Source organism: Micromonospora cynarisoli (assembly GCF_030518815.1).
Taxonomy (GTDB): domain Bacteria; phylum Actinomycetota; class Actinomycetes; order Mycobacteriales; family Micromonosporaceae; genus Micromonospora; species Micromonospora wenchangensis.
This window is the reverse complement of the sequence record NZ_CP130426.1, coordinates 7,342,458-7,360,523: the sequence shown is the minus strand read 5'-3', so window position 1 is coordinate 7,360,523 and position 18,066 is coordinate 7,342,458. Positions and strand designations below refer to the sequence as shown.

General features: G+C 70.6%; 14 protein-coding genes and 1 pseudogene. 3 read left to right on the top strand and 12 right to left on the bottom strand.

Features of this window, described 5'->3' with window-relative positions; all coding sequences use genetic code 11:
* Positions 1 to 47: 47 nt before the first annotated feature.
* From Q2K16_RS32270 to Q2K16_RS32260, 3 genes are all read right to left on the bottom strand, one after another.
* Positions 48 to 182, bottom strand: a complete 135-nt coding sequence (locus Q2K16_RS32270) for a hypothetical protein (RefSeq protein WP_302742442.1) — start codon at positions 180 to 182, stop codon at positions 48 to 50.
* 94 nt (positions 183 to 276) lie between these two features.
* Entirely contained in the window at positions 277 to 1,428 is a 1,152-nt protein-coding gene (locus Q2K16_RS32265; protein ID WP_302742440.1) for a hypothetical protein, read from the bottom strand.
* Positions 1,429 to 1,434: 6 nt separating this feature from the next.
* The gene (locus Q2K16_RS32260) at positions 1,435 to 1,746 is read right to left on the bottom strand and encodes a hypothetical protein (protein ID WP_302742439.1); all 312 of its coding nucleotides are present in this window, start codon (positions 1,744 to 1,746) and stop codon (positions 1,435 to 1,437) included.
* A gap of 222 nt (positions 1,747 to 1,968) precedes the next feature.
* On the opposite strand from Q2K16_RS32260, the gene Q2K16_RS33320 reads away from it, so the two are divergent.
* Complete coding sequence (locus Q2K16_RS33320) at positions 1,969 to 2,427, top strand: hypothetical protein (protein ID WP_489671949.1); 459 nt, start codon at positions 1,969 to 1,971, stop codon at positions 2,425 to 2,427.
* Positions 2,428 to 2,477: 50 nt separating this feature from the next.
* On the opposite strand, the gene Q2K16_RS32250 is transcribed toward Q2K16_RS33320, so the two are convergent.
* The gene (locus Q2K16_RS32250; protein ID WP_302742436.1) at positions 2,478 to 3,023 is read right to left on the bottom strand and encodes an LmbU family transcriptional regulator; all 546 of its coding nucleotides are present in this window, start codon (positions 3,021 to 3,023) and stop codon (positions 2,478 to 2,480) included.
* A 363-nt stretch (positions 3,024 to 3,386) separates the two neighbouring features.
* Here Q2K16_RS32250 and Q2K16_RS32245 point away from each other — a divergent pair, with 363 nt between their 5' ends.
* The gene (locus Q2K16_RS32245; protein WP_302742434.1) at positions 3,387 to 3,896 is read left to right on the top strand and encodes a SigE family RNA polymerase sigma factor; all 510 of its coding nucleotides are present in this window, start codon (positions 3,387 to 3,389) and stop codon (positions 3,894 to 3,896) included.
* Complete coding sequence (locus Q2K16_RS32240; protein ID WP_302742432.1) at positions 3,893 to 5,119, top strand: hypothetical protein; 1,227 nt, start codon at positions 3,893 to 3,895, stop codon at positions 5,117 to 5,119. The genes Q2K16_RS32245 and Q2K16_RS32240 overlap by 4 nt, the downstream gene beginning before the upstream one ends.
* 126 nt (positions 5,120 to 5,245) lie before the next feature.
* Here Q2K16_RS32240 and Q2K16_RS33315 read toward each other — a convergent pair.
* The 8 genes and pseudogenes from Q2K16_RS33315 to eccB all read right to left on the bottom strand — a co-directional run.
* Positions 5,246 to 5,875 (bottom strand): annotated as a pseudogene (locus tag Q2K16_RS33315) (IS1634 family transposase); the annotation flags it as partial.
* Between the two features lie 61 nt (positions 5,876 to 5,936).
* Positions 5,937 to 6,446, bottom strand: a complete 510-nt coding sequence (locus Q2K16_RS32230; RefSeq protein ID WP_302742430.1) for an RICIN domain-containing protein — start codon at positions 6,444 to 6,446, stop codon at positions 5,937 to 5,939.
* A 449-nt stretch (positions 6,447 to 6,895) separates the two neighbouring features.
* Positions 6,896 to 7,240 carry a hypothetical protein gene (locus Q2K16_RS32225; protein WP_302742428.1) on the bottom strand — a complete coding sequence of 115 codons (345 nt, stop codon included), beginning with the start codon at positions 7,238 to 7,240 and terminating at the stop codon, positions 6,896 to 6,898.
* Between the two features lie 186 nt (positions 7,241 to 7,426).
* Positions 7,427 to 8,050, bottom strand: coding sequence for a helix-turn-helix transcriptional regulator (locus tag Q2K16_RS32220; RefSeq protein WP_302742427.1), 624 nt, complete (start codon positions 8,048 to 8,050; stop codon positions 7,427 to 7,429).
* 657 nt (positions 8,051 to 8,707) lie between these two features.
* On the bottom strand, positions 8,708 to 10,981 hold the full coding sequence (locus Q2K16_RS32215) for a hypothetical protein (RefSeq protein WP_302746693.1): 2,274 nt from the start codon (positions 10,979 to 10,981) through the stop codon (positions 8,708 to 8,710).
* Between the two features lie 36 nt (positions 10,982 to 11,017).
* The gene (locus tag Q2K16_RS32210) at positions 11,018 to 14,263 is read right to left on the bottom strand and encodes a right-handed parallel beta-helix repeat-containing protein (RefSeq protein WP_302742425.1); all 3,246 of its coding nucleotides are present in this window, start codon (positions 14,261 to 14,263) and stop codon (positions 11,018 to 11,020) included.
* The gene (locus Q2K16_RS32205) at positions 14,260 to 16,725 is read right to left on the bottom strand and encodes a hypothetical protein (protein ID WP_302742423.1); all 2,466 of its coding nucleotides are present in this window, start codon (positions 16,723 to 16,725) and stop codon (positions 14,260 to 14,262) included. The genes Q2K16_RS32210 and Q2K16_RS32205 overlap by 4 nt, the downstream gene beginning before the upstream one ends.
* Positions 16,726 to 16,730: 5 nt before the next feature.
* Positions 16,731 to 18,065, bottom strand: a complete 1,335-nt coding sequence (gene eccB / locus Q2K16_RS32200; protein ID WP_302742421.1) for a type VII secretion protein EccB — start codon at positions 18,063 to 18,065, stop codon at positions 16,731 to 16,733.
* Between the last annotated feature and the right edge of the window lies 1 nt (position 18,066).

The window sequence follows — 18,066 nt, the reverse complement described above, 5'->3', positions numbered from 1 at the left end:
CGCGACGATGGGACAGCCCGTGCCCGCCCGGTTGGTGACCGACGACGTCAGTTGATGACGGCGTTGATCAGACCCACGGCGGTTCCTTCGAGGTCCTCGTAGCGCTCCATGCTCGACACCTCCTCCCGACCGGACGAGGAAGACGGGCGATGACGGCCCCTGATCCCGTCATTCTCGCCCATCAATTGAGTTGAATCAATCAGTTGAAGGCTGATCTCAGGGCCGGCCACGGCGCACGTCGGCGACGGTGGCCAACTCACCGGGCGGTGATCCGCGTCAGGTGTCGAGGCCTACGCGGTTGAGGCGTTCGAGCAGGCTGGGCTTGCGGGCGTGCACCGCCCGTAGCTCAGCCAACCGACCCCGGAACGATGAGCTGTCCCCGTCGCGTTCGCCAAGATCGCGCAGATCGACGAGGAGTTGTACGGCGGTGTCGTACTCGCGGGGTCTCTTCGTGGCGACGAGTTCGTCGACCTGCTGCCATGCGGCGGTCTGGCCGCTCGCGAGGGTGTCGAGGTGCCGTTGCCGGGCGGCTGCGGCGGACCGTTCCCGGCGAACCCGGTCACGTTCGCGCCGCTCGGCGTCCCGTCGTTCCCGCTCGGCGCGCAACTCCACGGCCGTGGCGAGCAGTTCCCCGGCGGTGCGGGCTGCCGTCGGGGTGGACGCATCGGTGGGCTGCGCGTCGCGGTAGCGGCGCAGTAGTCGGCTGCGCAGGTGACTGTCGCCGCCGGTGATCAGGTCGGCCAGGATGGCGTCCTTGTCCCGAGCGGGCAGCCCGACGACCCAGGTGCGTAGTTGCGCGGCGGTCGGTTCACCGGAGACGGCCGGCGTCGACCGGGCCGCCGCAGCCGCGATCAGGTCGGGGTCGATGCGCAGGAACTCGACGACGGCGGTGAGGGACGCGTCGAGGGTACCCAGGCCGGCGGGTACGGGCGGTTCGGGCTCGTCGTCGGCGATGTCCTCGGACTGCACGCAGCGCAGCCAGGCCAGGTAGAGCAGGCGCAGGTCGCCGGCGGCGAGGCAGGCCCGGACCGGGATGATGGAGGCGAGCAGACCGTGGCCGTCGAGGTCCCACTCGTCGGTGCCGTCCTCGTCCTCGTCGTGCAGGTCGATGATGACGTGCTTGCCGGCGGTCCAGGCGGACGCGCTGTCACCCGCGCAGTACCGGGCCACGGTAGCGGGGTCGAGCACGTGTTTCGGTAGCCGCAGCGTGAGCTGACGGGTGCCCCAGTTCGCCAGGTACAGGTGCGCGTCGAAGTACCGCTCCATCAGTTTGCGCGGGTCGCCCTTGAAGTCGCCCCATTCGTAGGTGTTGACGAAGCTGGTGGCGGTGATGTCGGCGCGGGTCGACAGCGACCGCAGCTCGGCCCGCTCCCGACTGGTGAGGGGCCGGTCGACGGCGGTGAATTCGTAGTACTGGTATTCGCTCATCGCGGCCTACCTTCCGGCCCAGTGCCGATAGGCGTCGATCCACCCGGCACCGTCCGGCGCGGGGGTGGGTAGCGGCAGGTCGAGCAGGTCGATCCGCTGCCGGTGGCGGGCTCGGGCGCAGACCGCGACGATACTGTCCGCGGTCAGGTCGATCTTGCTTACGGTGACCTCGACGCCGAGGACGGTGGTGGTGAACGGCATCGCCAGATGTTGCTCGATCATGGTGAACAGGCCGGTGAGCTGTTCGTCGTCGCCGTACACGTCGACGGTGGCTTCCTCGATCATCGCCTCCACCGCGGCGTTGCCTCTCAATGCCATCGGCGGAGGATATCGGACCGGTGTCGGGGTGTTCGGAGCCCGATGCGCGAGGATGGTCGGCCTGGGTTCGGGGGCCGAGTTCGTCGATCTCCGGCGGGAGGTGGAGCGGTTACGGGCGGAGAACGCCCGGCTGGCGCGTCTGCTGGAGCTGCGCGGTCAGGACACGAGTGCCGCGCCGGAGCAGTTGTCCGTGCCGGTTGACCCGAGGGCGGCTTCGGCAACCTGGGCGCCGCGCCGCTTCGGGGTCGCCGCCGCAAGGACGGACTGACCGTCTTCCTCGACCTCGGCACCCTCGGGCCGCACGCCGACCAGTGGGCGCTCCTGTCGACACTGGACCGGCTCAGCCCCGGCGACGCCGAACCCATGGCCCGACAGACCGAGCAAGCCGTCACCGACGCCGATGTCGCCACGATGAGCCGGTCCGCCGCGACCCAGGTCCATCCTCCGCTACCTCTGGTGGTTCACGCGGAGGCCGGTGCCGGGCTGAGCATCGACGCCAGACAGCTCACCCCCGCCGCACTGTCGACGCTCAAACACGCCGCCGCCATGGATCACAGGTGGCCTGCGCATTCGGCCCAGGGGCGTACGACCGGTACCGGGCAGGCCCGGCGGGCTGCCTGTGGTGTGCGGCGGGTGACACCGGATCGGCCGGCCATCCCCGCCCGGGCCCAAGGGCGGTAGCCGCTGCCGCCGGAGGCGGGGGATCTCAATCAGCCGACGCAGCGTGCCGCCTATGCCGGTTCGTCGAGGCAGGCGGCGGCGGCCTCGTCCAGCATGGCGACGATCCAGTGTTCGAAGCTCTCCCGGCTTCGCTGGGCTGCTGCCTGCCAGCGCAGAACACGATCCCGGTCGGCGGCTATGCGAGGGATGGCTACCGCCGCAGCCTTGTCCTCGCCACCCTCGTTGCGGGCCGCCCGGAGACTGAGCCGCAGCTTGTTGCGTGACCAACGCAGGTTTTCCGCTCGGTCGAGCCACATCTCCTGCTGGTCCTCGGACAGTCCCGCGACCTCGGCGTGGTGCTGGAAGCTGAGCGCCTCGCGGCGACGCGCATGGGGGAAACGGCGTGCCGTCGACGCGTAGTTCCTGACCGTCTTGTACTCCAGGCCAACCATCTCGACGGCACGCTGGTAACGGTCGGTGTACCGCTGCTGCCCATGAACGATCCAGTCGCCTATGCACCAGGCCGAGGAGTTCACCACCTGGGCGAGACGGTAACCGGCGCGCTGCCAGCCCTCGAAGTCCAGTCCGCTGGGGATTCGCAGGCCGGTCGGGGTCACGAGGATCTGGCTCGTCGGCGACCCGGGCGGTGCTGTCCTCCTTCGGGCTGTCGGCAGTCCCGTCGCCCGCTCCGTCACGCCGGACCCCGCTCGTCGGTCGCTTGGCACCGTCCGTACCCCCATATTCTGCACAAAGGTGAAGCCGGCCGTACCGGCCCTCACCTTGGTCTGACTCTGCACCCGGACGCGCCTGGTGCCGGATCTGTTGCATCGGGGACATCGACGATGCCACTCGGCGGAGTTTTGTCCCGGCGTGTACCCTCTGGCCGTGGTCGGCGCCGCACCTCCCCGCAGCCCGGTCCTCCGGCGGCGGCCGGGCGCGTCCGCTTTTCGCACGGCCGGCCCGGGCGGACGGGGCAGCGCATGGTAGACGAGCCACAGTTCGCCGAGTTCGTCCGAAACCGGGCGGCGGCGCTTTACCGGTACGGGTTCATGCTCACCGGGAACCACCATGACGCCGACGATCTCGTGCAGGATGCGCTCATCAAGCTTCACGCGCACTGGAACCGGGTCGTTCGCAAAGAAGATCCGACGGGATTCGTGCGAACGACCATGGCTCGACTGAACATCTCGGTCTGGCGGCGCCGCCACCGCGAACTACCGAGCCCGCAGGTGCCGGAGCAGGCCCGCACCGATACCGCGCTGGCCCGAGCGGAAGAAAACGACTACATTAGGCAGATCGCCGAGAGCCTTCGGGCATTGCCACCGCGTCAACGCACCGTGCTGGTCCTCCGCTATTACGAACAATTGTCAGATGAGGAAATCGGCGCCACTCTCGGGGTGAGTCGCGGAACGGTGCGAAGCCAGGCCGCACGCGGGTTGGATAAACTGCGAACGGCCGGGATCAAGGAGTTGGCGGACGAATTGACATGACCATTCCGGAGCTACCCAGGGCGATGGAGAAGGTGGCCGAGTACGCCGCCGCACCCCCGGCTGACCTGCTGGAACGGGTCGTCGCCGGCCGGCGCCGTCAGCGCCGGCGGCGGGTCACCCTGACGGCAGCAGCCGCGGCCACCGTCGTGGCCGCCGGGTCCCTGGTTGCTCTCGAGCGGCTGTCGCCCGAGCCGCCCGCGCCACCGGCCACCGTCACGAGGTTCCGGCTGCCGGCGATGCCGCAATCCCCGCCGGTGCTGTCCGACACCTGGCCGGCGGCGATCATCACTGCGGATCTCCCGAAGGTCCCGAATGACGCGGCCCCCGTCGTCATCGGCCGAATCGGCTCGAAGCTGCTGGTGGGCTCGGAGCGCCCAACCACCGGTGCGAACGCGGTAACATTGGTGCAGGAAGGCCGGATCTGGACCTTCGACCCCGGCCCCCGCCGCTACCAAACCGCGATCGAACTCGCGGAAGGAGCCACGGATTTCCGCGCCTCAGTCGTCGGCGGCGCGATCGCCGTCATCTCAAGCAAAAGTCTGGGCGGAAAACGGACGACCAGAATCGATTTCCGCCATTACATTGGCGATCACAAAACCGCCAGCGCCGACATCGCCGGCACCGGGGCGATCACCGGGACGTACGCGGACGACCGGTACGGATACTGGGACGTCGAATCTCCACCGGGTCAGGCGCGCATCTTCCGGGTACCGTTCGGCGGTACATCGAACGACAGTGCGCCGATAGAAGGATTCGACGGGCTGCGCATCGACGGATCGGGCTGGGCCCGCAATGCCGAGAGCACCGAATTTCGTAACCTCACGACCGGTGAGCGACGCCGGGCGGTCCCGCCCGCCGGCTCGGACAATTTCCGCTGCGTGCCGGCGTTCTGCCTGGGCCACGACACCAGGGGCTGGTTCGTGCAGCGTCTCGACGGCAGCGAGCGAGCCGATCTGCCCTACCCTGGAGTCCCAGCCCTGATCGGCGGGCTCACGGCCGCGTCGGGTCCCGGCCGTCCGCCGGTCGACAGCGGCATGCTCCTGCTGGCGGACGGCGTTCTTCTCGATCCAATAAGCGGGCGATACGGAGCCGTCACGCGCGGGCCGCACTGTGACCTCCGGGCAAGCCAGGCGGATGGCGGCCTCGTGCTCACCTGGCGGATGCAGGACAGCGGAGCCTGTGCCGACCCCCGGACAACGGCCTACCTCGCCGCGACCGACTGAAGCCCCGTCGCGGAACGAGCCTCGACGGTTGGATGCCAGCGATGAGACAGGCTGTACAGGTCAGCACGGCCCGCCGTTCACCTCCGACCCGAGTGGTAGCGGGGTAGGACCACGCCGAGGTCGGGCAGGAGGGCTCGGTGTCGTGGAGCCGACGATGAACAGGAATCCGTCGTCTTCCAACGCCAGGAGGTTCACCGCGGACAGCATCCCGGCGTCGGCCACGACGACGAGTCGCGGGCCTGGTGGCGGTCGCGGAACCGGGGTCAGGACCGGGATCAGCTCCCTGGTCTCGGCCTTGCTGGCGGCGAACAGGTCCACCACCGGCGACGGGGTTCCCGTCGCCGGTGGTGAGCAGCCCGACCTGCGGGTCGACCGGGCGTTCCTCGCTCGTCCCGCCCTTGCGCAGCCCGTCTTCGCGTTCGACCTCGACGTGCAGCGTGGTCACGCCATAGGCACGACCGCCAAGCCACCGCCGCAGGGGGCGCACCGGTGACAGGCCTGCGCGATCACGAACCGGTCCAGGCTCCCCCGATGCGGCAGCGCATGAACCTCACCCGACCCCGCAGCAGCGCCCAGAACACCTCATCACCGAGACGACCCACGTAGCGGCCGTTCAGGACCTCCCACAAGATCGGCGAGGACGTGCCCTCGACCACTGTGGACGTCCCGCGCACACCGACGCCGGCCCCGCCTGTGCACGATCTGGACTGCGGCCGCTCCCGAGACGGTCTTCACCCGCCGCACCAACGTGCCCACCCGGCGAAATTGCCGATGCAGACAAAGCCGCATCGCCACATTTCAGGTGTGGGAGGATCGTTCAGATCGCGAACGCCCACAGTTCGTAAGGGTTGTTGACATCGCAGGCGCTGGTGTACACGTGTCCCACCTCGTTGCTGTCCAGACAGCGGCTCGTCTGCATGCCGAAGATGAGCGTGGGGTTGCCGCCGAAGCCAGCCGCCCAGTTCTGATAATTGTTGTTGCCGTCGCACGGGCTCGTGTAGACAACGCCCGCGGTGTTGCCGTCCAGACAGCGACCCGTCGCGTCACTCCTGAGGTTGTACTGGCCGAACGGTGAGGTGTACACCGACCAGTGCAGGTAGCCGTTGCCGAAATCGCAGCGACTGGTGTAGACGCTACCGTTCTCGTTGCTGTCCAGGCATCGGCCGGTTGCCCGGTCGACCAGCAGGCCACCTCCGACCGGCCCGGCAGCCGAGGCCGGACCGGGATCGGTGATCACCATTCCGGCACTCGCGACGACGGCCATCGCCGCCAGCGCGACCCGCCGTGACCAATGATGTGAATTTTTGGCTCGTGGGGCCAGCGTCATGTCGAACTCCTGATCGTGTGTGGACGAAAGTTCGCGGACGTCCGGCCCGCGCGGAGGTGAATCGGTTGCGGACAACTGCCCGCATGGGCACGACGCATCCCGATCTCGTTGATGACATCTATATCGGCATTTCCCCCTTGTCCGCAACCTGCCGAGACGCGCCTCGTCGGCATTCGTTCAGTTGCATCGCATCGACCGATGTCCGTCCCTCCACGACGCGCGGGCGGACGGATTCGACGAAGGCCACAATGGCTGGCACCGCAGCCAGCACTCGCGCACCCGCTCGCGGGGAACCCCCACATGCGGGCGTGACCGCAAAGGCGCGTCAGGAGCGAGAGGCTCGTGCTTGTCCCGCCGGCGGGACAAGCCGCCCATCTGCACCGATGCCATCGGCGCAGCCAGTGATCAAGCGGCCAGCGGTGCCGCACTCCATCGGTGGAACGATCACCTCAGCGGGGGCCGGCAGCGCCGTCATTACCACCGATCTGTCCTGCCGCGCGCCGGACCGCCTCGATGTACTTGGGTAGTTCGACGCTGGCCACTTCCAGTCGGCCAGGGCAAAGCAACTCGGAGAAGGCCGCGTCGGCCATTTCCTGACCCATCCGATCGTGGGGCCCACTCACGAACTGTCCACGACGCAGCGCTCGCAGCAGCCGCAGTCGGAGCAGGACTATCGCAAGAGTCCGCTCCAGGCTTGCGACGACCTCGTCAGCCTCTGCTGGCGGTAGAACCAGCCGACCCTCGCGAGCGAGCGTGAGGAAGACCTGTCCGGCGAACGGTGTCTGCAGAATCATGGGCATTGGGTGATTCCACCAAGGGGCCTCTCCCGGGAACAGGGATGTGAACGGACCGATGCCCGGAGTAGCCAAGTGTTCTGCCCGCAGGTGCGGGGTACGCCTGACCTCTCAGGCCACGAGCGTGGCTGAAAGATGGCGACGGCACCGTAAGAAATACGCAAATCCTGCGATCCGCTCCGGGGGTCAGATTAATCCCGTACGGACGGCATAGGCCACCGCGTGTGACCGATTACGCAGGTTGAGCCGTCCCGTCACGCCGTGAATGACGTTCTTGACGGTGCGCTCGGAGTAGCTGAGTCGTTCGGCGATCTCCTGGGTGTCCAACCCGTCCGCCATGAGCCGCAACACATCCAGTTCACGGGTGTTGAGACCGGCCGAGTTGAGTCCGTACGGAATCAGCACCTCCCGCTGAAGCCGATCGAGATGCTTGAGCACCTCGCCGATCAGGCTCGGCGGTAGGACGCCACCTCCGGTGGCGGCAGTCAATACGGCCTGCCGCAGGCGCTCGGCAGTCGCCACACCACGTGGAATGACTGCCACCACACGGCATTCCAGCGCCGCCAGGAAGTCAGCTTCGCTAAGGACACCGACGACCAGGACCACCGGCAACGACGTTGAGTTCACCGACCTGCGCAGCACGGCGAACTCGGCCTGGGTGAGTTCCTCGCAGCAGAGCACGACCACGTTGGCTTCACTCAGTCCGTCCGCAGGCACCACCTCGATTCCCGGGTGGGATACCAGCGAGCTCACCAGCCCTGTGTGGGTGACTGGGTCCGGAGCCTGCACGATGACCCGCACCTCATCCACTTGATTCCTCCAGTCTGCGCATCGGGCCAGAACAACAGGTGAGTGTTCAAGACCTGTCTTCATGCAATCTCGGAGCGGCATGGACTGGGGGCATCGCGAACAGCCGAAGGCGACAGAACGACATGACCGCCCCCCAGGTCACCACCCGCTACCCGGCCGAGGCTCAACGTCTATGGACTACACGTCGCCACACTCTATGCCAACCGGCACAGTATCGACGAGAGTGATCGACTCAGCGCACGCCCCACACTCGTCGACAGACGATTCTCCAGGGCTTTCAGAGACTGTCCCGCCGGCGGGACACCAGAGAACCCCTCCGAACGGTGCCACCGCAATGCAACGAAACCGCACCGTACTGGGACCCGGGCTCGAACCTCCACTTCCGTGCGCTCGAAGTGCCGTTGGCAAACGCATGCGGAAGGGCTGGAACGGGAACGCCGACCGCACCGAAAGCCGACCGCACCAGAGCATCGGTCGGGTGCGGCGATCGGCCCCGGCCACCGCCGTCGAATACATCTACCACCACGTCCCCGCGCTGCGCCAACCGCTGGCACCGGTCCGGGGCCCGCCGGACGATCGGCTCGCTGCTCACCTGCGAAAGCGGCACCTACCGGCTGAACCTTCGCACGCCGTCGCGACCCGACCTGCGCCGCTGCGCTACAGGATCAGGCCCGGCAGCGACGTGAACCACTGCCCCGCCGCCGGGCCGATACGCCTGCACGGCTGGGCACCGGCCCACTTGGCGAGGCTGCCCCGAAGCGCAGTCAGCGCGAGTTCGTCGAAGGACACCCGAGACGACACCGGCTCCCCCTCCTCCGACATTTCGGTGGCGGCCAGTTCCCGGGCCAGGACCAGGCCCCGCCGACCGGCCGCCGGTTCGCGCACGTCCAGCAACTTGAACCCGGTTCCCGGAACGAACACCACCCGATCCAGCACGCGATGCTCGTCCTCCGGTTCCAGAAGCGCGGTACGCCGACCGGTCAGCGACCACACGAGCACATCGGTGTCGCCGACTCGCTCGGCGCAGGGCGCAGACAGCGTGGTGACGAAACCCAGGTCACGGACGGCAGTCAGGTCACGATAGAGGGACCAGTCGCCGACCGACGGCGACGTCCGGTAGACGGTGGCGCCCCGGTGCACCGGCAGGCGCAGCAGAGCCTGCCGCACGCACCGACCGAACGGCGTGTGCGGGCCGTCCTCGCCGCTGCGCAGCCCGGCGTTGACCGCGCGTCCGTGCGAGCCCAGGAACAACCGCAGGACGACCGCATCGGTCAGCGCGTCGCCGGCCGCTTCGGCAGCGTCACCCGTTCGGCTCGACTCCCCTGCGAGGATCCGGGCAACCGGGCCGGACATGTCGTCGAAGAGCCGGCCGAGGCCGCGGCGCAGCGTGGCTCGCGCGGCCTCGAGTTCGTCGTCGGACTCGACAGGTGCCGGGATTGCGCGACGGGACTGGACGCGGAAGGCGGGTTTCGTCTTCTCGCCGGTCGGATCTTCGGCCTCGGGCCGCGAGGGTGCCGGCGGCGGCACGGCGTCGCCTACCGCCGACGCCGCGGCCGGTCCGTCGAGGGCCGGGGCCACGGGAACGATCGAGGTCGGCTTGCCCCCACCGCCGACCATCCGGAAGCGGATGGTGGCTTTCTCCTCGGCCGACGGACCGGCCGGGCGGGTGGGGTTGAACTGCGGCACGGACGAGGCCGCCAGCACGACGCCGTAGTCGCGCGCGCCGATGTCCAGCCGGGCGGCAAGGTCATCGGCCAGCTCCCGCATCCGGTGCGTGTCCGGGGCCGAGGTGTCGTCGAAGAACAGCGCGGCACGGCCAGGGTCGGGCTGGGCGGCCCGCAACTTTCCGGCGCTCGCGGGCGGGGTGGGCGGCCGGACCCACAGACCGGCAGCAACCACCTCGACGACCGCGTCCGCCGCGTACCAGTAGACGCGCTCGCTGATCTGCTCGGCGTCCTCGATCGGCGGCCGGTGGCGCAGCGGCCGGGGCCGGTGTGTCCTGCCGGCGGGCCGCCGTGGGGCGAAGCCGAGTTCGAGCACGTACGGCTCCCAGCCGAGTCTGCCGTCGTCGCACACGGTGCGGACGGCGAGGCGGTCCGGCGTGCCGACCGGTAAGCCGGTGTAGCAGACGACGGTCGTCTGCAGGACGTCGGCCAGGCCCTGCCCGAACACCTCTGCGCCGGGAAGCCGCAGGTCGCCGTACTGAGCGAAGCGGACGCGCTCCCGCGTCTCGGAATCCAACAGCCGCCAGAACCGGATCACGTCGTCGAGGTGCAGGGCGGGCAGCATCGGGCAACCGATCACCACCGTCATCGTCTCGGTCGTACAGGGCACGTCGGCGACCAGCCGGTTGCGGAACCGCGCCACGATGGCGTGGTTGCCGGTCGGCCGGATCCACAGACCACCGGGGAACGGCTCGATCTCGCCGGTCGAGCTGGACGCCCGCACGTCGGTGACGGCCCCGTCCCACGGCGGGGCCGGGTACCGGTTGCCGACCGGCACGGGCACCCGGCCACGCCGGAACCGCACCCAGCCGCCACCGCTCGCGGAGTCGACGTACAGGGCCCCGGCGGCACCGCGCACCAGCACCCCGTCGGGAGCGACGACCTGACGGTTGAGGCGCTCGGCGAGCCACTGCCCGACCAGCCCGGCCATCGCCCTGTGCTGGCCGCAGGCGATCAGCCGGATGCCGCGGCGCCGCCGCGGCAGCGCCGCCGCGATCGCCTCCCAGGAGCTGGTCGGTAGGTCAGCGCCGAGATCCAGCACCACGATGTCGTGGTCCGGATCGGCGGTGACCGCGAGCGCGAGGTTCTGCGCCTCCAGGCTGACCTGGCCGGCGAGGTGCAGCACCAACGCGTTGCCGACCGTGTGCCCGACGATCGCGCTCATCCCGGCACGGCCGCCCAGCAGCCCGCGCAGTCTGAAGGCCATCACCACTGTTTCCTTCTCTCACCCTGTCCCGGCACGTCAGCGGACCGAGGCGAGGCCACCTGACGCCCGGTCGCGGACCCCGTACGCGGCAAGCCCCCTGACGTCAGCGACGGTGAGCGTGCGCGCCGCCGCGGTGCGGGCGAGCGCCGCCGAGAGCCGGTGCGCGGCCAGGACGGTCGGTTCCGGCAGGTCCGGCACCATGTCGGCCAATGCGGCGCGGACGTCATCCGGGACTTCGTGGCCGTGGCGGACGAGGTGCCGCACGGCGACCTCGGCCAGTTCGGTCATGGTGAACTCGGGGAAGGCCCACTCCGCCGCGAAGCCGTCGCGCAGTGCCGGCACCTGGCGGAACAGCGCGGCCAGCGCGACCGGTTCGCCGGTCAGCACCACCACCGGATCGCCAGCTTCGGCCAGCGCCACGGCGAGCGCCTCGGCCACCTCGGCCGATTCACCGGTGCCGTGGTCGCCGTGGTCGACCACGAGCACGCCGCCCTCGGCATCGCGGAACGCCTGGGCGACGAGGCTACGCGCCTGCCCGGGCCAGCGGGCGGACAACGCCCCTGCGAAGCCGGCGGTGACGACATGCCCGGAGGCGACGATGTTGAGTTCGGACAGCGCCTGGGCGTACAGCCGGGCGATCTCCTGCCGGCCACTGCCACGCCGTCCGGTCAGCACCACGTTGCCCTGGTTGCCATACCCGCGACGGCGGAGGCGCAGACCGGCCAGCCGTAGCACGGTGGCACCCAGTTCCCGCCGTACCGGATCCAGGCCGCAGAGTTCCCCGACGCGCCGCCACGCGCGGCTGGCCCGCAGCGCCTCCGCGGGATCGGCCGCCGTGTCCGGCGTCGCCGGGCCGGGGTGCAGGTCGCGTAGCTGGGCCAGTTCCGGATCGAGATCGGCGAGTGTGAGCCGGTTCAGCTCGTTGTCGCGCACCGGGGGCCTGAGCGCGAGCCGCGACGCCTGGTTGTTCACGATCGCCTCGAACAGCTTACGGGCGACCCTGCCGTTGCCGAATGTCGAGCCCTTGGGCACCCGCTCAAAGTACGTGCGCAGCCCCTCGACGGCGTCGTCGGTCAGCTCGTAGTAGTGCTTGCGGCACAGGTTGGTCGCGATGGTGACCAGTTCGTCCACGCTGTAGTTGGGGAAGTCGACCGTACGCGTGAATCGGGACGCCAGTCCCGGGTTGGACTCGAGGAACTTCTCCATCAGCTCCGAGTAACCGGCGACGATGACGACCAACTCGTCGCGATGGTCCTCCATCATCTTCATCAACGCGTCGATGGCCTCCTGGCCGAAGTCCGGTCCCGAGCCGCCCGAGCCCGCGCTCAACGTGTACGCCTCGTCGATGAACAACACCCCGCCGATCGCCTTGGTGACCAGCTCGGTGGTCTTGATGGCGGTGGAGCCGATGTACTGCCCCACCAGATCGGCCCGGGCCGCCTCGACAATGTGCCCGCTGGACAACACCCCCAGCTCGGCCAGCACCGTGCCGTAGAGCCGAGCCACCGTCGTCTTGCCGGTCCCCGGCGGGCCCGCGAACACCAGGTGCTGGCTGATGGGTGGCATCGGCAGGCCGATCCGACGCCGCGTCTCGGCCATCTTGATCAGGTTGATCAGGCCGGTGACCTCGCGCTTGACCCCGTCCAGTCCGATCAGGCCGTCCAACTCGCCCAGCGCACCGGTGAGCTGCTTCCCCTGCTCCGGCCCGTTCTCCGGCTCGGCCGGCCGCAGGTCGCTCCGGTCCTCGTCAAGATCTTCGATCACCACCTGGTGCCGCTCCGGCCGGCGCACGGCGTCACCTCCGCTGCCCCGGATGGTGCACCGTGCCAACCGGACCGCCTTGTCGGACTCGACGTGGACGCCGTCCGACGCACTGTCCAGCACTTCGCACTCGGTCATGGTGAGCTGGCCGTCCGATTCGACCCGCACGCCGTGCCCGCCCGCGCCCCGAACCCGGGTGCGGGTCGCGGTCAGCGTGGCCTCCGCGCACACCTGCAGGCCGTCAGCGGCCGGTTCGTTCACCTCGCTGTCGGTCACCGCGGCCTGCGCGCCGCGGCCGACGAGCAGGCCGCCGCCGCTCAGCCGCAGCGAGACCAAGGTCGCGACGGCGGTGCCGGACAGGCTGACCGCGGCGTCGCTGGCCGTCGTCACCCGGCTGTCGCCGACCTGGATCCGGGAGGTGTCGCGCCCGTCCGTCCGGCCCGATGCCACGGTGGCATCACGCATCCGCACCTGGGCGTCGCCTTCCAGCACGATGCCTGCGCCGGCGGTGGCGGTGGCGTGCAGCCCGACGATATCGGCCTGGGCCGCGGTGATCGTCGCGATCCGCTCGGTGGTTCCGGTGATCGTCGTGGCCGTGAAGGTGGGCCGCGCCCCGGCGTCGACAAGCAGTCCGATCGGGGCATCGGCCACGGTGCAGTCGGTGAAGACCGGTGCCGCGCCGCCGGTCACCTGGATCGCGGTCCGGCCCACGCTGCGGAACGTGCAGTCGGTGAACCGGGCCGCCGATGCGCCGGCCAGATGGGTCGATTGCACGGCCGCGCCGGTGAACGCGCAACGGGTGAACGTCACCGCGCCGCTGCCGCGCAGATACAGGTCGACGTTCGCGCTTCCGATCACGGTCAGGCGGTCGGCCGTCAGGTTGCCGCCCTGCTCGACCACGATCGCCGGCTTGGCCGCGTCGACGATCTCACAGTCCTCCAGCGTGCAGTCCGCCTCGGCGTTCACGCACACCGCGTTGCCGGCGACGCCGGCCACCCGGCACTGCCGCAGCGTGAGCCGCCCGGTCTCGGTGACCACGACGGCCGAGGACGCCAGGTCGGCGAACACCGTGTCCTCGATCGCGCTGGGCCGGGCCCCGGTGACCACGACGCCGGCGCCTGCCGAGCTGGCTATGTGGCAGCCGCGCGCGGCCAGTGAGCCCTCGAGCCGGGCCAGGAGGGTGGTCCACGATCGGCCCCGCACCCGGCAGCCGTCGAACGCGGCCTCCCCGTGGTAGACGTCGACCGCCGCCAGGCTCTCGTCGTGGCAGCTCAGGCTCAGATGGCGCAGCGTGACGCCGGCGCCGCCCACGACGAGCACGCTTCCGGACACCGCGTGCACCTCGACGGTGTCCGGGCCGTCCGCGGCGACGATGCTGACCCGCTTGCTGACCGTCAGGTTCTCTTCGTAGCGGCCGGGGCGTACCACGATCGTGGCGTCGTCGTCGGCCCGCGCGAGCGCCGCGCCGATGGTGGGTAGCGCGTCCGGCCCGCGGCCGACCACGAGCTTCTGCCGGTTCATCGTCTCTCCTCGGTCTGCTCCGCCAGTCCCGGCACCGCGCCGATGCGGGGCCGGGTCGGCTCTCCCACCCGTGCGACCGGGTCGGCGTCGGCCCACCGCTCGGCGTACCGGCCCAGGGAGGTCGTCGCCAGTTCGTCGAAGGACGCCCGGTCGTCCCGTATCCGGCCGTCCGGGTGGATCTCGTTGGGGCCTACCTCGCGCAGCAGCAACCGCCCGTGACGGCCGGGAACGGGAGGCGTCCGGTCGAGGATCTTGAACGTGGTGCCGGGAAGGAACAGCACGCGGTCGTCGGCGTGATCGTCGCCGTCCGGTTCCAGCGCCGCGGTCCGCCGCGCGGTCATCGACCAGATGAGCACGTCGGTATCGCCGGTCAGGTCGGGGCTCGGCTCGATCAGCGCGCCGAGAAAACCCCACTCGGTGAGCAGTGTGCGGTCCCCCAGCAGAGCCCACCGGTCCGGTGCCAGGGACGTGGTGAGCCACACCGGGCCACGGTGCGACGGGAGACGTGTCAGCCCCGAGGCGACACAGCGGGCGAACGGAACGTGCGGGCCCTTACGGGCCGAGCGCAATGCCGAGTCGATCGTGCGGCCCTGCGCGGTGAGGTAGAGCCGAACGGCGACCGCGTCGGTCAGCGCGTCGTCCGGTGTGGCACCGGGGCCGCCCTGCAGCGCCGGGTGTTGGGCGAGCACCCGGCTGACAGTCGTCGCGACCAGGTCGAACTCCCTGCTGAGGGTGCGCCTCAGCCACGCGCGTTCCTCGGCGATACCGCGGCCGGGTACGGGCAGCGCAGAGGCACTGCGGTCGGGCACCGGCTGCAGCCGGTGGGCCACCGGCGGCGGGGTGGGCAGCGGCGTGTTCTCCGCCGGTGCCCGGTCGAGCGGCGCCGTCTCGACCGGCGGCATTTCGACCGGCGCCATCGTCACCGTCATCTCGACCGGCGCCAGCGCCGTCGGGGCGACCGGAGGCGGGGGCAGCGGTGGCGGTACGGACCGGGCGGCCGGCTCGACGGGTACCGACGGTGCCGCCACGGCCAGCAGCGTCGCTGCTTCCGGTTCCTTCGTGAGCGGCTCGGAGTGGGCCGGGGCCGCGACGGCCGGGACCTCGGTCGCGAACGCCGGTACCGGGTCCGCGGGAGCCGCGACGGTCGGCGGCCCGACGGCGGACTCGGGCACCAGCCGGCCGGCCGCGCTCACCGGTCCCGGGGCGGTCGCCGCGAGCAGGACCGACGCGGCCTGCGGCACCGTGCGCTCCCGGGTCGCGGGGTCGAGCTGCGCGGCGATGTCCGCCGCGACCGCGCGCATCCGGTGCGCTCGCGGGCCGCGGGAATCGTCGAAGACCAGTACGGGCCGCTGCGGATCAACCGGGGTGGCCCGGATCCGGTCGGCGTCGCGGGGCACCTCGTCGGGCCGCACCCACAGCCCGGACTGCAGGACTTCGATCACGACGTCCTCGCCGTACCAGTAGACGCCCGTGTCCACCGGCTCGCCGAGTTCCAGCGGGGCCCGGTGCCGCACGATCCGTGGCGTGCAGGCGGGGGCACCAGCACGCTCCCGCGGTGTGTAGACCAGTTCCTCCGCGAACGGCTGCCAGCAGAGCCCACCGCCGTCATCCACGGTGAACAGACGGGGCCGATCAGGGGTGCCCACCGGCACCCCGGCGGCGCAGACGACCGGGCCGGTGAGAGTGTCAGCGAGCGCCTGGCCGACCGCGTCGGTCCCCGGGGTGTCGACCGGCCCGAATTCGACGAACCGCACCCGCCGGCGGTCCTCCCCGCCGAGCCTGCGCCAGAACCGGTGCACGTCGTCGAGCGACAGCTTCGGCGAACCGGGGCAGCCGAGCAACACGACGAGCGTCTCGGGCCGGCACGGAACGTTGACGTGCAGCCATTCCCGGTGCGTACGGGCGGCGTCGCCGTCGGAGCTGTCGTGGATCCACACGCCGCCCGGCACCGGCTCGGCCACCCCGGTCGAGCTGGTCGGCACCGGGTCGGCGGCGAGCGTCTCCCACTCCGGCCGGGGGAAGCGCTTACCCTCCAGCTGCGGTGGCCGGCCGGGCCGGTACCGAATCCAGCCGGTGCCCGGCCCGGAGTCGACGAACAACGCACCGGCAGCACCCCGGTGGACCGCGCCGTGCGGGGCGACCACCGCGCGACTGAGCCGCTCCGACAACCATTGACCGACCAGGCTGCTCGGTTCGGCCTGCTCTCCGCAGAGCACCAGGCGGATGCCCCGACGCCGGCGGCGTGGCAGCGACGCCGCTACCGACTCCCAGGCCAGCGCGGACATACGCTCGGCGACGTCGAGCACGACCAGGTCGTGGTCGGGATCGGGCGGCACCGACATGGCGAGCGCCTGCGCCTGCGCGCTGATCCGCTCGCGGGGGTGCAGCACGATCGCGTTGCCCACGGTGTGCCGCGGTATGCCACGGTCGTCGCGTCGCTGCCAGGCCGACATGAGGGACATCGGCGTCACCGATCCGACTCGGCGACGACCGCCGCGCGGGTGAGCGCCGGGCCGCTGGGCAGATCCAGCAACAGATCGCGGGGGAACGGCACGACGGGCGCGGCGGTCAGGCCGAGCGCCCGGTTCGCGTCCGCGTCCGGCAGGCCGAAGCGCTCACCCCGGCCGCCGATCAGGACCAGATCCGCAGCGGCGCCCCTCGTCCGTGGCACGGGCTGGACGACCATCCCTGCGCCCGGGCGCAGCGCCGCCCCACCGCCCGGCGCGCCGGCGGCGAACTCGCGGGACGTCAGGACCACCCGCACGTCGATGCCGCCGTCGGGCGTCGGGCTCTGCCGTTGGCACAGCACCGATCCTGGGAGGCCCGCCGGGGTCGACGTGCTCAGCTCGGCAAACGGCTCCCACAGGGTGCGGTCGGCGGAGCGGGGGGCGGCCGCGACCGCGGCGGCGGACAACGTCACCGCCCGGGTGCCGGACGTGGCCTGCACGATCTGGAACATGGTCCGGTTGATCGGCGCGAGCCCGTCGGCGCGCAGCACGAACAACTGCTCCCGGCCTTGGGCCGCAGCCTGCGTGAACAGCGCTCCGACGGTGGCCCGGCGGCCGTCGATCGTGACGATGGTGCGGCCGTCGCCCGGGAGGGAGGGGACCTCCAGGTCGTCCCCGGCCGGCACCATCGTCAGCCATCGCGGCGGCGCCGTGACGGCGACGGCGTTCGTGGCGCCGAGCGCCACCGGAATCCGTTTGTCGCTGATCCGGTGGCGGTGCCCGCGCCAGATCAGATAATCGTCGTCGGCACCGCCACTGACCAGCATGAACCGGTCCGGGGGCAACTCCGTTGCCGGGGCGGACGGATCGAGATTGACCCCGAGCCGCCCGGCGTCGCCGAGGCAGACCAGCCACGGGCCGCTCAGCACGTCCTCGGGGCCGGTGGGCAACAGCTGCGGTGCGCCGGGGATACCGATCGGCGCGCCGCGCGGGACGCCGGCCAGCGAACTGCGGGAGACCAGCCGCACCGACGGACCGCCGCTGACGATCCGCGCGGCGGCCGGGTCGATCACCGGGTGCAGGCGCTCGCCGGCATAGACGTACCGGTCACCTGTCTCCTTCTCGACGAGGATCGCCCGGGCGGTACGCCAGGAGTCGTTACCGCCGGGCACGATCCAGCCGTAGATACCGAAGCAGACCACCACGAGCACCGCGACCATCACGCCGGCGCCGAGGCCGAGCACCGTCCGGCGCATCGGGTTGTCCGCCATCGACGGGTCACCCAGCAGCAGCGCCGAACTCATCCGGGCCATCTGGAACTGGTGCGCATGCACGTGGTCACGTTGGGTTTGCATG

Bases quoted from the DNA above. Each gene is read 5' to 3' on its own strand.
- Q2K16_RS32215 (WP_302746693.1), bottom strand. From the start codon at position 10,981: ATGGCCTTCAGACTGCGCGGGCTGCTGGGCGGCCGTGCCGGGATGAGC.
- Q2K16_RS32210 (WP_302742425.1), bottom strand. From the start codon at position 14,263: ATGAACCGGCAGAAGCTCGTGGTCGGCCGCGGGCCGGACGCGCTACCC.
- Q2K16_RS32265 (WP_302742440.1), bottom strand. From the start codon at position 1,428: ATGAGCGAATACCAGTACTACGAATTCACCGCCGTCGACCGGCCCCTC.
- Q2K16_RS32205 (WP_302742423.1), bottom strand. From the start codon at position 16,725: ATGTCCCTCATGTCGGCCTGGCAGCGACGCGACGACCGTGGCATACCG.
- Q2K16_RS32270 (WP_302742442.1), bottom strand. From the start codon at position 182: ATGGGCGAGAATGACGGGATCAGGGGCCGTCATCGCCCGTCTTCCTCG.
- eccB (WP_302742421.1), bottom strand. From the start codon at position 18,065: ATGCAAACCCAACGTGACCACGTGCATGCGCACCAGTTCCAGATGGCC.
- Q2K16_RS32240 (WP_302742432.1), top strand. From the start codon at position 3,893: ATGACCATTCCGGAGCTACCCAGGGCGATGGAGAAGGTGGCCGAGTAC.
- Q2K16_RS32245 (WP_302742434.1), top strand. From the start codon at position 3,387: ATGGTAGACGAGCCACAGTTCGCCGAGTTCGTCCGAAACCGGGCGGCG.
- Q2K16_RS32260 (WP_302742439.1), bottom strand. From the start codon at position 1,746: ATGGCATTGAGAGGCAACGCCGCGGTGGAGGCGATGATCGAGGAAGCC.
- Q2K16_RS32230 (WP_302742430.1), bottom strand. From the start codon at position 6,446: ATGACGCTGGCCCCACGAGCCAAAAATTCACATCATTGGTCACGGCGG.
- Q2K16_RS32225 (WP_302742428.1), bottom strand. From the start codon at position 7,240: ATGATTCTGCAGACACCGTTCGCCGGACAGGTCTTCCTCACGCTCGCT.